Origin of the sequence: Streptococcus sp. FDAARGOS_192 (genome assembly GCF_002073815.2) — a bacterium.
Taxonomy (GTDB): domain Bacteria; phylum Bacillota; class Bacilli; order Lactobacillales; family Streptococcaceae; genus Streptococcus; species Streptococcus salivarius_H.
In genome coordinates, this window is record NZ_CP020429.2 from 174,718 (window position 1) to 188,401 (window position 13,684).

Here is a 13,684-nt window from a genome sequence, read left to right on the forward strand (position 1 = left end):
ATGTATAATGTATTTCCAAGAGGCATGATCCGTGTTCCTTTGCAAAAACAGGAATTTTATGAAAAAGGATATGATGAGCTGATAAAAGATAAAGTTTTTATGGAGCAACTTTTAGTTGCTAGTCCTAGTCTCTATCATAGTGTAAAAAATATTGATAAATGTAACGAAAAGAAAAAACAAAAAATAAAAATATCAATAAAAAGTTACGCAAAAAGGGCGGCACTACGTACTACTCCGTTTGGAATTTTTACCGCAATAAATGTAGTCGACCTGAAAAATGAAACAAACTCCAATGTAAAAAAAATTAGTTTTACTAAAAAAGCGACACCAGATTATCTTTGGATATATTCTTTGGTGAAATCTTATGAAATAAAGAATATAGAAGAACTTGCCTTCAAAATTAATACAGCAGCATTTATCCAAGGGGATAGATATGTATTACCATTTACAGTGAGTGAGTTTGAGGAAGATAGAAATATAAGTCTTTCAAAACCAGTTCAGATATTGATTGAAAAATGCCAGAAAAACTATGTGAACTATGAAGAACTGATAAAAATACTTAAAACCAGTTATCCGGAGATAGCTTTAGAAGTGCTAACATCATTTATTTACAATTTGGTTGAAAATGATTTTTTAATTTCAGATCTAAGACCACCTATTTGTAATATTAATCCACTAGATTATTTATTATCGAAATTGGAAAAGGGAAGACTAAAAAACGATTTACAACATTTAAAAAATATGATTGAGAATTATAATGATTTAAAAATAGGTGAGGGCTGTAATTTACTTCTTCAAATATTTGATGTCATGAAAAATATCCATAAATATGATATTGGTGGAAATTACCTAAAGGTAGATTCCATAGCAAATTTTAATGGTAGATTTGATGTCTTATCGGAAAAGTCTTTAGAGATTATAAAGCAGCTTGCAGAGATGTTTGTGAAGTTAAATAATAACGTTAAAAGAAGAGGTGGCAGGAAAAATTCACTTAAAGAATATCAGTTGAAATTTATTGGAAAATATGGGGAAAACTGTGCAATTCCTCTTGTAGAAGTAATAAATAAGGATGTTGGTATAGGTTTCCCTGATTATTACAAAGACGAATCAGGAGAAGCAATAGAGTTTAGTGATCCAATAATGCAAATGTTTGAAAAGAAATACGAGGAGGCTCTTTTAGATGGTAAAAGTATTGAATTTCGGTCAAAGGATTTACATGATTTTAAATTAAATCAAAATAATAGTTTAGAATCATTTGAATTAAATTTTAATATCAAAAAACTAAATGATGATATCAAGTTATATTTAGGTGCCAATATTGGTTCTGGTCAAGCTGGAAGAAGTTTCGGTAGATTCTATACATTAAGCGAACAATTGAAAACAACTATTCAAAAATTAGATCAGAAAAATTGTATGAATGTAGAGCTATCATTCGTTCCGAATCAGATAAGAATAGCGAATGTAATGCAAAATTATAGCACTGAAACCTTCAATACATCATTTTTTACAACATCATGGGATTCGACAAATGAAATTAGATTAGAAGACATCTATATAAGATATAGTGAAGGTAAGTTTCATTTTACAACAAGTGATGGGAAAAATGAATTGAAATTTACTATGAATAATATGTTGAATCCTGACAGCCAAAGTAAGGTACTGAGATTGTTGGTTGATATATCAGAGTTTGAGTATGGATTGTCACATTGGTCTTTATTTCCATGGGATATTTTAGCTCAGGAAAAAGTCTATATTCCTGAAATTTCGTTTGAAGGAATTACGATAGCTACCGCACAATGGAACTTATCAATGATAAGAGAACAGTTACTAACTAAAAATAAATTTATTGATAAAAAAGTTATTTTTGATAATTTTAGAAAAACATACAAGGTTCCAAATGACATCATTTTAAAATATGCAGATAATGAATTAAGGCTAGATTTATCTATGGATGATGACTTAGAGATTTTATTTAAAAATATCAAAAAATACGTATACGTTTCGCTAAGAGAAATTGAAAAAGGAGAATCAATTTTTAAAGAATATTTAGGTAACTATAACGCAGAAATAGTTGTTCCAATTATTAAAGAGATAGATAGAAATGCAAGCCATGAAACTAATTTAATCTTTAAAAATGAAATTAAGAGAACATATTTACCATTTTGTGACTGGCTATTTTTAAAGTTGTATGGTCCTAAAGAACGACAAAATGAACTATTAGGTTACTGGAGCAATTATTTTGCGAATATACTACCAAGAAATTATAATCAACCCAAAATGTTTTATATGAGATATTATGACACAAATGATCATATAAGAATGCGAGTAAATTCTCGTTCTTTTGAGAATAATTTTTCTTTATATTTGTCAGTAGTTCGTGACTTATTACCTATGTTGATAGAAAAAGGTATTGTCTCAGATATAGAGGTGAGTAGTTATAAGCCAGAGGTAAACAGATATGGGGGACCTAATTTAATACACTATGCTGAAGAAATTTTTTGCAAAGAATCTATTTTATTTATGAATCATATAATAAGTTTGTCAGAAAATGAAAGATTAGTTTGTGCTACATATTTAGTTTTATACTATCTAAATTATTTCTTCAAAGATGAAGTGACAAAGTGTTCTTTTCTCCTTGAGAATTATACTGGAAAATATAAGAAAGAATTTAAAAATTTACCAATTGATTTACCCATAGAGTATATGAAGAGTTTGAAGGGAGTAGCATCGGCGCTAGATAGATATGATTATTTCCAGGAAATGGATAAATATCTTACTTCTTATATGGAAGAATACAATCGATTCGATAGTACAAATGATCTATATAATACAAAATTTAATTTAGTAGGAAGTTTTTTACACTTATCAATGAACCGATTAAATGGGATTAATAGAGAATTTGAAGAGAAGGTATATTGTTTTGCTTATTACACACTAAATGCCCAACAGTATATAGAATAGGAGTAATCAATATGTTAAAAATACAAAACTTAAGAAAATCTTATGGTAAGAGAACGGTACTAGATAATGTCAATATGAATATTCCTAAGGGAAAAGTGTATGCTTTAATAGGTCCAAATGGTGCTGGAAAATCAACTATTATGAAAATTTTGACTGGTTTAATTAATAAAACCAGTGGTTCTATCACTTTTGAAGGTAGAGAATGGTCACGTCGAGATTTGCAGAAAATTGGAAGTATTATTGAAGAACCACCACTTTACAAGAATTTGAGCGCATACGATAATATGAAAGTAGTTACAACAATGCTTGGTATTTCAAATAGTACAATACTTCCGCTATTAAATAAAGTAGGTTTAGGAAACATTGATAGGAGACCAGTAAAGCAATTTTCTCTAGGGATGAAGCAAAGGTTAGGAATAGCTATCGCTTTAATAAATTCACCTAAATTACTTATATTGGACGAGCCTACCAACGGGTTGGATCCTATTGGAATTCAAGAATTAAGGGAAATTATAGAGTCATTTAAATCAGATGGGATGACAGTCATGATTTCAAGTCATATTCTTTCAGAGGTCGAACATCTAGCTGATTTTATTGGTTTTATTTATGAAGGAAAGATTGTACTGGAGAAGGAATATGATGGATCTGAGAATCTTGAGGAGTTATTTAATAATCAAATTATATATGAAAAAGGGAGGAGATTATGAAACAAGTTTTTTTATCAAATTTAATTAAAATAAAGAATACGAGTATTTTTAGGTTAATTTTTATTTTCCCTTTCATTTGTGTCATTCTTTCTTTATTGTTTTCATCATTGGGTGGTAAGGAAGTATTAAGTCTAACTGCAGAAACCACCGTGAATCAGTGGGGGGTTATTTGGATTAATGTAATTATAGCTGTAAATTCCGCTTTGTTAAATAAGTTGGAATTAGATTCAAATAAGTATTCTGTTTATTTATCAAGGAATGTTAATTTAAAAAAGGTAGAATACGCAAGAATCATATTGGTAGCTTTTTTAAATTTAATAATTAGTATGATTTTAAGCCTAATACTTATCTTAATGGGTTTAATTTTACCCACACCAAGTCTTATTAGTATATGTAGGATGCTATTAACTATTTTATTGATTTGGTTGACAACATTATGGCAAATTCCATTTATTTTATGGCTATCAAGAAAAACTAATTTGTATTTTGCTATGATTATTAATACAATATCACCACTAATTATTGGTACAAGTTTTTCTCTCTTAGATACATGGTATTTGTTTCCTTATGATTGGTCATTGAAGCTACTTGAACCAATGACAAAAATGAGAATAAATGGTATACCTATTGGATCTGAATATATTCCTGATTATTCAATGATTTTCGTTTCATTTTTCTTAGGGATTACTTTTTTCATTTTATTGGTCGAACTATCTGCTATCTCTTTCAAAAGACAGGTTAAATAGTCATGAAATCATATATATACTCTAGTTTTTTAAAAATAAAAAACACTTCTTATTTGCTAGTACACATTTTAGCCGCATTATTATTTCCACTACTTTTGTTCCTATATTGGAATCAACGTGGAGGGTTACAAAGCAGGACAGTATTATTTTCTTACTTTCAAATAGTAGGAGTACTTCTTCCTTTTGCTTCTAGTATTGTGAATATTCAACTAAAAAATTTGGAGGAATCATCTGGTAAATTTAAATATTTGTTAGGGTATTCACAATCGAATTATAAGCCATTTTTTGCTGAATTGGTATTTTTGTGGTTATGTTATTGTATAGTTTTAATAGTTTCAATTACTATATTTATCTTTTTGTTGAAAACTATTGGTATAGTTGTATCTCTAAGATTACTTATTTTGATTAGTTTATTTTATATTATTTTGGGCTATATAGCATATATGCTTAATCAGATTATTAGTTATTTATTTAGCACAGGTGTGGCACTAGGTATTTCAATGATGGGAGTCATTATTGCTGCGTTTTGTGAAACGAGTCTCGGTGATAAGGTATGGTTTCTAATCCCATGGGCATGGTTTTTGAGAGTATCAGATACACTATTCAACCAACAAAAAATAGATAACACTCCACTTATGATTATATTTGTTATTTCTATCATAATAGTATTTTTTCATTTTTTACTATTTCAAAAGTGGAATCAAGACCGCTTGATAAGTGGTTAAATATGTTCAGTTTTCTATCTATAATTAATACAATCTAATTATGTTTGATTAGGAAATGGCTATAACATCTTATATCCTTGGATTTTATAGTATGATTTTAACATATATTTTCATAGATTTACTTTTAATGATGAAAATTTGAATCAATTTCAATAAACTTTTTAAAAAAAGTAATGACAGTTACGATTTAAAAAAATATATGTGTTACATAGGACATTTAATATAAAGTTTTATTTGACTAGCTACTTTCTTCCTCGCCGTTTGGAGTCTGGCCAATATAAAAAAGAGAGGCAGCCTTGGACTACCTCTCTTAGATTATAGACAAACTACTTTTTCAAAGGTGGTTTGTTTTTTTATTTTCTTAACATAATAGCATCGGCTGAATAGGTTTCCTCTCATTATTTCTTTGCCATGAAGAATAAGAACAATGGATTGAAAAGACTGATGATGAATAGAATAATACCACCTACAATCAATAAGCCAAACAATGGATAAAAGAAACTAGAGATAGCTCCTAAAAAGAGGCCTATAGAACGAATGATGCCATGAAGTGTCATAAATAGACAAAATAAGGCAAATATAGCGGTTAAACTCATCGAGAATTTCAACCAAATCAGTTGTGCAGTTTTGCCTTTGAATTCGAACAAAAAAGTGGCAAGGCAACAGCCCATGGCAATAAGAACCGAAAGTAGTAGCCATTTAAACGAGGTCCAAGTGCTTATATAGAGTGAAAAGTAGAAATCTTGTAAAAAATCTAGCATCCTAAAACCCTCCTAAAAAAGATTATTGCGATTGTGTTTATTTGATTGTAACAGGATTTAAGTAGCTAGACAAGGACAGAGAGCCCTAAATAGAAGTAAATAGTCAAAATAATGGAGAAGTATGAGTAGCTAATAGGTGTCACTGGGTTACGAACGCCCTGTGTTGTTTTATAGAATAGTGGAAAATAATGTTTATGGAGGAAATCATATGTCAGGTTTAATTGAAGAACCAGTATTGACAAAAAAAGAACTTAGAAAACGAAATAAAGAACTTAAGAAACAAAAAAAAGAAGAGGCACGTAAAAGTAAACAAGCTAAGAAGAAGGAAAAACAAACACAATATGAAAGTATCGACCTTGGTGAACGTGCCGGAGAGGAATTTGTGTATGTTCCACTTAATAAGAAGAAACGTAAAGATTTTTTAGACACTGTTGCGATAACTGATGTGAAGTCTATCCTATATGGCTATCCTAATCAACCGATACGATTAGCTAATGGCTATTCAGGATATGTGCAGATTTTTGAGGTGTTTGGGCAAGATATTCAAGCGATGTCTAACGAAGAACAGGCAGCAATTAAAGTAGGATTCACTCTTTTTCTGTCTGGGACTGCCTTTGACATGATGATCCAGACAACAAAATTGCCAACAGATGTCTCAAGTCAATCTAACGAATTGCTACGTCTTCTAGATGAAGTCAAACAAGAACAGAACGCTCCAGAATTGATTGTCAATGATGGTGATGACATTGATACCATTTCACGTAAAGAGAGATTAGTTTATCAGCTAAGACAAAGAGAAGATATTTTGAAAACAAAATATCTCGTCCAACAAGTCATTGCGATCAATCAACAAAATATCGAGTTCTTTATTTGGGTGTTTGGAGATACTTTGGCTGAAATTGATTCCAATACACGTACCACACTAACGATTGCTTCGAGCCACGGATTTGCCCCTAAAGTTGTATCTGTCGAAAAGAAGGAAGAGTTGTTGACTCAATATTACAACTTTAATGATTCACTGAATGTTTCGCCTAACCAGTATTAGAAGGAGTTTACATGGATTTAAGTTCACGAAAAATCAAGAAATATATTCGAGAGGGTTATGACCTCAATCTTATTAGTAGGATTCAAAGTGATATTCCAGATTTTAAATATGATGATAGATATTGGAGACAAGCAAACGGTTATTATAAGATTGCTCATGTTCCATATGACCGATACCCAGAACACGGTTTACCTGACTTTTGGATGAGTGATTTAATGCTCGTTGATAATGTAATCAGTTTTATGTCCTTAGAACATGCTTCAAATAGTGAAATGTCCGAACTAGCTTCAAAAGCTATTTCGAATATGTTAGCCACTCAAAATACAAAGGCTGCACAAGATGCCGATGATAAGATGCGTATCAGTTCTTTATTAGACTATCGCGAAAAACTAGGTAACAATGTTCCTTCTAAAAAAATTCACACCCGCTTTTTGTTAGCTGCAAACACATTGGAGCAACTGGTAGAACGAGAAGCTGACCTCAAGCAACAGTTGAATCAGTATTCTATCTCTTCTTCAGATGGCATGCAAGATGTCGAATATCATACAGCCTTTATCCCCGCTTCTCGTTTGGAAGACACCCCACTACGTCGAAAAGGGCAAGCAGCATCCGTCTGGGATTTAGGTGCTGGCTATCCTTTTAATCATACGAACTTAATGGATACCTATGGTGTTTACTTGGGAGAAACACGTACTGGTGGTGTGGTTAACTTTGACCTTTTGCATGAAGATAGGGAACGTAAAATTCCATCAATGCTGATTGCCGGAGCAGGAAACGGAAAAATGAAACTGTTAGGTAACTTGATTGACACCTATTTTGCTAAAGGACATACCATTTTTAACATTGACCTTACTGGGAAATTAAAAGACCTTACGGAAATGCAAGGTGGTCGATATGTCAAGATGTCTGGGACAAATAATCGAAATCATATTAACCTCATGCAAATTATTGCAACGGCTTCCTCTGCAGATGGAGAAACAACAGACCAGGTCCAATCTTTCTATGCCCACCGTAATAAACTACGTGCTTTGGCTCAAATTCTTGATCCAGGGTTAAAGAATTCTGACCTCAATAATTTGTCATCTGCTTTAAACGACTTCTATGAAGACCGTAGTCTGTGGAACCGTAATGCAGAAGTGATGGACCAAGAAGACTTAACGATTACGAATGTCATTCCTGAAGATTATCCAACTCTATCTCATTGGGTAGAACGCTTAAACAAGCTTAAAGAGGACAAAATCGCAGAGGGGAATGAAATTGATGCTGCAAGTTATGACCGTCTCTATAATGCTTTCTCTGGTCTCTTGGGAGATTATCGCTTCTTGAATGCGACCTCACAGTTTGAAGATTTCTCAAATGAACAAGTTGTGACCTTTGACCTCTCTGGGATTCAAGATACTGAACTTCTTAATATTCAGCTTTACCAAGTGTTATCTATCATTTCATCATACGCTGTAGCAAATGGAAGAAGGGTATCTGAGTATTTCCGTAGAGGGATTATCGGGGGAGCTAAGAGCCAGCGACCTCATAGCATTATTACCATTAACGGAGCACATAAGCTCTTCAATTATCGTTATTCAGAGTCTCTTAACTTTCTAAAGGATTTGATTGAGAATGTAAGTAGTAACTATTCCGCATTTATTATGGAAATGAGTTCGTTAGATAACATCCTCTTGAATGCAAACTCTACGGATGCAGTGGATTACGTTTTAGCGACACGTGCGATTTTCTCTATGATGACGTATCGTGTCTTTTCTCAATTAGGTGATTTGACTATCCCTCGTCTAGCGGATGCTTTACAAGGGGAAATGACTGAGAGTGAACTTTCGTCACTTAAATATTTAAGAGATGGTGATTTCTTCCTAAATATTGCTTCTGTCAAGAACTTAGTCTTCAACCATCAACTAGCGGATAATAGGTCTTATGGTAAGTATCCGTATGATGAACATGTTCGCTATGCATTCTTACCTTAGAAATGGTGAAAGGGGGAAATACAATGAACCTACAGCAACCATATTCTGATGAGGCATTCCAACTACAAACTAAAATTCTGACAGAGGATAATCCGCATGATTTAGAAAGAATTGTAAATGATTACTTAGAGATCTTGGCTTACAAAAAGACCTGTCGTGTTGTTGATATTACTTATCAGATGCGAAAAACACATCTTTTAAGTAGTTTATGTGGCTTATTTGGAAGTCAGCAAGTAGATGAGTACTCAGCCATGATTATCTACCAAGAACCAGCTCGATTTGAGTCGAGAATATTTGAAACAGAAGAAGAGCCAGAGGAGGAAAATTAATCAATGACCACACTAATGCAAATGTCACTATGGGTTAACAATATTGCTTATGACATTAAAACACTACGTTTCTTTAGGATAGTTTCCTTCATTATTAGCTTAGTTCTTGGTTTGGTTGGTTTCTATAGCTATCTCATGCTCTATCAGACACTTTTATTTGCCTACGGTGTTCATTTTATGGCTATTGCCTATACACCGTATGTGTTTTGTGCCTTGATTGTAGCCATTTATCAGCTACTTACTGGTAAGAGACGTGAACGTATCAAGAAAGCAAAGCGTATCCTTATGTTTAGTCTTCTACCAATCTGTTTGATGAACACCTGGGGCTTTATCACGCTAGTGACTTGGGGGCTTGCATGGGTTATGGCCAAACTAGAATATAACCATAGAAAACGTGCTGTTAAGATCGTATCATTCTTTTCAAAGGAATATTCACCTCTTTTTGAAAAGAGATTGGCTAATCGAAACAACTATTATGCTTATCAATCTGCTTATCGTCTCCTAGACTTGATTCAGGTGTCAGCTTATGAAGAACTCTTTAAGGAAGAAGTGACGGAAAAAGATTATAAAGCTGGTCTCGTTGTTAAAGAGTTACACCGTACTTTCAGAATTAAAGGTGTACCTTTTTCTAAGGTAACTGTAACAGATAAACTTTATATTGCTCCACAAAAAATGCCAATTATTGGCTTAAGGAGGTTTTAATATATGGTATCTTATCGTTTTAAACGAGATGGTCAGTATATTCAGCGTGAACTAGAACTAGATCCTCTTGATGAGCATCAAGACCAAGTCTATCCGGAAAGCCTTGAAGAGCAAGTAGATTATTCAGCATTTTACGATACCTACTATGACGGTTTTGATGAAGACAGTATCTCACGTGAACAAGAGAAAAAACAAGGTCTCATTGCGCGTGGGAAAGAAAGGTTATCCAGTGTCAAGGAGGATGTGACAGACTATTATAATTTGCAAGTGGAACGTCACAAAGACTATTACTCAGATGAAGATTCATTTTGGATGCGTAAGCAACAACAAAAACGAAATCGAAAATTCATTAAACAAAGTATCTTTCTTGCCCTAGGACTATTACTTGTATTTGGTTGGTATTGGCTAACCGCACTACTTCATTAAGGGGGTGACTGAGATATTTGAAACGAATAGGTGATAAAGCTGCTCGTGTTCTTCTAACGATTTTTGGAGTGAAGACAACCATTATTATAGGAACTATTTTAACTTTTGCGGTTATCTTAATTGCAATTATCACTGGTTTAATGGGGACGATTAGTACTTCCGGTGGGAAAGGTGGCAAGACTAACGCCCAATGTGTAACCTACCAAAAAGATGGCGATGAAGAAGACGATGATGAAGAAGACGATGATGGCTCTAAGCCTCAATCGACTTCTACTAAAACAGACTCAGCATCTGCAGGCGACTCTGACCCCTTTACGAAGGGGACAAAAGCCTATGAAAATGCCCACAAAGTCTTTATGGCTTTTGTGAATGCTGGATTGTCTGGGGAATCTGCTGCAGGTGCTGTTGGTTGGGCAAACTCTGAAGGGAGCTATGACATCATTGGACGTGCCCAAGGGCATTATGGTGGTGGTATCAATGACTCCATTTCTAAGGGAGCTGTGCCAACGACAGGTGGTACATCTAACACACTTGGTGGTGGTGGAATCTTCCAGTTTGACCCCTACACAAAATATGCACCTTTAAATAGTTCGGACTGGGAAGATGCGGATAAGATGGTTGCCTTTGTTATTGATGCAATCTCAAAAGGTGACTGGAACCCAGCCTATGACGAATCTGGCCATAACTGGTCATTCCAGGAGTTTGCTAAACAAACCAATATCGATGAAACTGCTATGGCATGGAATGCCTACGAACGAGGTAATATGGCTTATGTCAGACCAGAGCAGAAGAAGGCGGATGCAAGGAAGTTTGCGGAAGTCTTCGAAGCAAGTAAATATAAGTACGATGATGCCAAGTTCCAAAAGGCGTTTGGTGGTGGTGGAGCTTCTTCCAATAACTCCTCGTCAAGTAGTCAAAGTTCAGATGATGATGACGGTGACGACGATGAAGAAGATAGCGACAACGAAGACAATGATAACGATAGCAGTTCAAGCAGTTCATCAAGTGACTCTAGCAACAAGGATAGCAAAAAAGACAGTGATAAAGACAAAAAGTCTATTGATACTGATAAGGCTATCAAGTGGTATAAGGATAAGCTAGGGAAGGTCAAATATTCTCGTGATGCTCGTACCGGACCAGATAGCTATGACCATTCATCTGCTTTATACTATGCCCTTGTTGACGGCGGTGCTAAAGAATCTGGATCTCCAGTAGATACCGATTCAGAACACGACTGGTTGAAAGACAATGGTTATGAGTTAGTGTATGAAGGTGACTGGTCGTCTAAAGATGATGTTCAAAACCGTGAAAAAGGAGATGTCATTATCTGGGGTACGAAAGGTAGTAGCTCTGGAGATAAAGGACAGACCATGCTAGTTGAGGATAAGGAGAATATTATCCAATGTTCACCATCGACAGACGGGATTTCTGAGAATAATTATGGTCAATATCGAGACCGTATTACTATGGACTACGGAAAAGTCTATGTCTATCGTCCAAAAGAGTCAAAAGACAAGAAGGATAAGGATGATGACAAGGAAGAAGTAGATGCAGATACGTGTGGTGATAGCGATAGTAGTAATCTCAGTACTGATACAGGTCAGCCACTTGATGTCCCTTATACCATTACCCAACTTTTCGGAGCATCAGCTAATGCTGGTGGTCCAAATGCGGGTTCAGGACACACTGGAATGGACCTTGCAGCACCAGAAGGCTCTCCAATTTATGCCGTAACAGACGGTGAAGTAGTAGAGGTCAATGAAGAGGCGATGAATATCGATGGTAACCACGTGATGCACACTCTTCCAGATGGCACTATTATTTATTATGGACATATGCGTGATGTTCCTCTTGTTAAGAAAGGGGATAAGGTCAAAAAAGGCCAACTTATCGGATATGTTGGACAAACGGGAGCAGCTACTGGACCACATATTCACTTTGAACGTCGGAAAACGAAAGTCTTCCAGTACGGTGATTTCTTGAGTCCAGCGTCGATTATTCTAGGGGATACCCAACCACAAGTTGGTATGGTGATTGATCCTAAGACACAAAAAGGTGGAGCACCATCTAAAGAATAAATCAAAAAGGAGAAAAAATGAAAACAAAAATCAATCAAAAAAGTATGTCATTATTTACTGCATTATGCCTAGACTTGTGTTTGCGAAAAGCTTTCTTATGGTTCTTTTTAATTATGGGAACACTTTTCTTGAATATCCTTTCTAAGACAATGCCGGGTCAACAAGCATTATTATTTATTAGTGTTATCGAAGGCATTTATCTAGCATCATTCACGTTTAGAGTCATTCAAAAATACAGAATTGGGAGTGAATTGTTGGTTTATACCGTCTTAATTAGTTTCATTGAGATGATAACCTTGTGTGTTCTTTTGTTGAGGCCAACACAGATTACACAGATTACAGAGGCTGAAGTAACTTATATTTTAGAACTATCAGTTATTAGTCTCATTCTTTATGTTGTAGGTTCAAAATTAAGCTTGAACTTATTTAAACGTTATCTATTCAAGAATGTTATTGATGTGAAATATCTTGGGTTGAAGAAATCTACTGAAACCAGCTTATATAATGAACATTCACTTATTAATGATATTGAGTTAACAACCCACGACACTAATGCTCAAATGACAATGATTAATAAGAATGCTATTAAGCCAGAGTATAGGTCGATTGTCGAGGTCACTAATATGGAATGTGAGAAAGTAATTGCTCCTCATTATTATAGAGAGGGAACTACTCCAGGGAAGCCTCAAGGGAATATCAAACATACGTTTGAAACGAAAGATACGCTATACCATCTTCATTTCAACTTCCATTTATTCGGCATTAACAGTAAGTTTTCACCATGTTATCTTTATTTAATTGACCTAACGGTTAGTGATAAACAGGGTAGGTAAAACATAAATATAATTATGTATATAAAGGAGATTCTTGAAATATAGTTATATGATAGAATCAAAAACTGCAGAACTTAAAGAAAGACAGGTTATTGATGTAGTTAGTGTATTAGGTCTTTTTTACATGAAGTTACAAGTGACAGTAACTATTTTAGGTATAACTATAAGTGATCCGAATACCCTTTTGAGAGGGTTTTAACAAGTCAAATGTTATGGTCTTAGCAATATGAGAACTAGTATCTTTAGGTTTTGTTAGCTATCAAGGGCATGTAGCATATATAGCTTAACATCTGGAACATTTTCTTTGAATCTGATGTGTATGAAATTGGATTTATATATTGATACTCATAAAACGAATACCCTAGGGAATAAAATATGTAATTTGTATGAGAGTAATA

13 protein-coding genes are annotated in these 13,684 nt (G+C 34.1%); 12 read left to right on the top strand and 1 reads right to left on the bottom strand.

The features are described from left to right. Genes A6J31_RS00870 through A6J31_RS00885 form a run of 4 tightly spaced genes read left to right on the top strand, consistent with a single transcriptional unit; the run spans position 1 to position 5,139 of the window. Positions 1-2,961 carry a lantibiotic dehydratase gene (locus A6J31_RS00870; protein ID WP_037601601.1) on the top strand — a complete coding sequence of 987 codons (2,961 nt, stop codon included), beginning with the start codon at positions 1-3 and terminating at the stop codon, positions 2,959-2,961. A gap of 11 nt (positions 2,962-2,972) precedes the next feature. Further along, on the top strand, positions 2,973-3,668 hold the full coding sequence (locus tag A6J31_RS00875) for a lantibiotic protection ABC transporter ATP-binding protein (protein WP_070578169.1): 696 nt from the start codon (positions 2,973-2,975) through the stop codon (positions 3,666-3,668). Continuing rightward, complete coding sequence (locus A6J31_RS00880; RefSeq protein WP_080610249.1) at positions 3,665-4,414, top strand: lantibiotic immunity ABC transporter MutE/EpiE family permease subunit; 750 nt, start codon at positions 3,665-3,667, stop codon at positions 4,412-4,414. The genes A6J31_RS00875 and A6J31_RS00880 overlap by 4 nt, the downstream gene beginning before the upstream one ends. Before the next feature lie 2 nt (positions 4,415-4,416). Beyond that, positions 4,417-5,139 carry a lantibiotic immunity ABC transporter MutG family permease subunit gene (locus tag A6J31_RS00885; RefSeq protein WP_070578162.1) on the top strand — a complete coding sequence of 241 codons (723 nt, stop codon included), beginning with the start codon at positions 4,417-4,419 and terminating at the stop codon, positions 5,137-5,139. A gap of 398 nt (positions 5,140-5,537) precedes the next feature. On the opposite strand, the gene A6J31_RS00890 is transcribed toward A6J31_RS00885, so the two are convergent. After that, complete coding sequence (locus tag A6J31_RS00890; RefSeq protein WP_070847948.1) at positions 5,538-5,900, bottom strand: hypothetical protein; 363 nt, start codon at positions 5,898-5,900, stop codon at positions 5,538-5,540. A gap of 208 nt (positions 5,901-6,108) precedes the next feature. On the opposite strand from A6J31_RS00890, the gene A6J31_RS00895 reads away from it, so the two are divergent. Genes A6J31_RS00895 through A6J31_RS11470 form a run of 8 tightly spaced genes read left to right on the top strand, consistent with a single transcriptional unit; the run spans position 6,109 to position 13,485 of the window. Further along, on the top strand, positions 6,109-6,945 hold the full coding sequence (locus tag A6J31_RS00895; RefSeq protein WP_225791531.1) for a hypothetical protein: 837 nt from the start codon (positions 6,109-6,111) through the stop codon (positions 6,943-6,945). A gap of 11 nt (positions 6,946-6,956) precedes the next feature. Then, positions 6,957-8,918, top strand: a complete 1,962-nt coding sequence (locus A6J31_RS00900; RefSeq protein ID WP_080610251.1) for a hypothetical protein — start codon at positions 6,957-6,959, stop codon at positions 8,916-8,918. Positions 8,919-8,941: 23 nt separating this feature from the next. Continuing rightward, positions 8,942-9,247 carry a hypothetical protein gene (locus A6J31_RS00905; RefSeq protein WP_037601622.1) on the top strand — a complete coding sequence of 102 codons (306 nt, stop codon included), beginning with the start codon at positions 8,942-8,944 and terminating at the stop codon, positions 9,245-9,247. Between the two features lie 3 nt (positions 9,248-9,250). Beyond that, positions 9,251-9,949: a hypothetical protein gene (locus tag A6J31_RS00910; RefSeq protein WP_080610252.1), complete on the top strand. Its 699-nt coding sequence runs from the start codon at positions 9,251-9,253 to the stop codon at positions 9,947-9,949. Between the two features lie 3 nt (positions 9,950-9,952). Continuing rightward, positions 9,953-10,375 (top strand): hypothetical protein, encoded by a 423-nt coding sequence (locus tag A6J31_RS00915; protein ID WP_080610253.1) that lies wholly within the window; start codon positions 9,953-9,955, stop codon positions 10,373-10,375. Positions 10,376-10,392: 17 nt separating this feature from the next. Then, complete coding sequence (locus A6J31_RS00920; RefSeq protein ID WP_192573919.1) at positions 10,393-12,453, top strand: phage tail tip lysozyme; 2,061 nt, start codon at positions 10,393-10,395, stop codon at positions 12,451-12,453. Between the two features lie 17 nt (positions 12,454-12,470). Further along, positions 12,471-13,286 carry a hypothetical protein gene (locus tag A6J31_RS00925; protein WP_225791532.1) on the top strand — a complete coding sequence of 272 codons (816 nt, stop codon included), beginning with the start codon at positions 12,471-12,473 and terminating at the stop codon, positions 13,284-13,286. Positions 13,287-13,335: 49 nt separating this feature from the next. After that, positions 13,336-13,485 carry a hypothetical protein gene (locus tag A6J31_RS11470; protein WP_155267068.1) on the top strand — a complete coding sequence of 50 codons (150 nt, stop codon included), beginning with the start codon at positions 13,336-13,338 and terminating at the stop codon, positions 13,483-13,485. Positions 13,486-13,684: the final 199 nt, after the last annotated feature.

Excerpts from the sequence above, each read along its gene's own strand:
- A6J31_RS00905 (WP_037601622.1), top strand. The coding sequence starts at position 8,942 with ATGAACCTACAGCAACCATATTCTGATGAGGCATTCCAACTACAAACT.
- A6J31_RS00870 (WP_037601601.1), top strand. The coding sequence starts at position 1 with ATGTATAATGTATTTCCAAGAGGCATGATCCGTGTTCCTTTGCAAAAA.
- A6J31_RS00900 (WP_080610251.1), top strand. The coding sequence starts at position 6,957 with ATGGATTTAAGTTCACGAAAAATCAAGAAATATATTCGAGAGGGTTAT.
- A6J31_RS00880 (WP_080610249.1), top strand. The coding sequence starts at position 3,665 with ATGAAACAAGTTTTTTTATCAAATTTAATTAAAATAAAGAATACGAGT.
- A6J31_RS00910 (WP_080610252.1), top strand. The coding sequence starts at position 9,251 with ATGACCACACTAATGCAAATGTCACTATGGGTTAACAATATTGCTTAT.
- A6J31_RS00925 (WP_225791532.1), top strand. The coding sequence starts at position 12,471 with ATGAAAACAAAAATCAATCAAAAAAGTATGTCATTATTTACTGCATTA.
- A6J31_RS00875 (WP_070578169.1), top strand. The coding sequence starts at position 2,973 with ATGTTAAAAATACAAAACTTAAGAAAATCTTATGGTAAGAGAACGGTA.
- A6J31_RS00890 (WP_070847948.1), bottom strand. The coding sequence starts at position 5,900 with ATGCTAGATTTTTTACAAGATTTCTACTTTTCACTCTATATAAGCACT.
- A6J31_RS11470 (WP_155267068.1), top strand. The coding sequence starts at position 13,336 with ATGATAGAATCAAAAACTGCAGAACTTAAAGAAAGACAGGTTATTGAT.
- A6J31_RS00895 (WP_225791531.1), top strand. The coding sequence starts at position 6,109 with ATGTCAGGTTTAATTGAAGAACCAGTATTGACAAAAAAAGAACTTAGA.
- A6J31_RS00885 (WP_070578162.1), top strand. The coding sequence starts at position 4,417 with ATGAAATCATATATATACTCTAGTTTTTTAAAAATAAAAAACACTTCT.
- A6J31_RS00915 (WP_080610253.1), top strand. The coding sequence starts at position 9,953 with ATGGTATCTTATCGTTTTAAACGAGATGGTCAGTATATTCAGCGTGAA.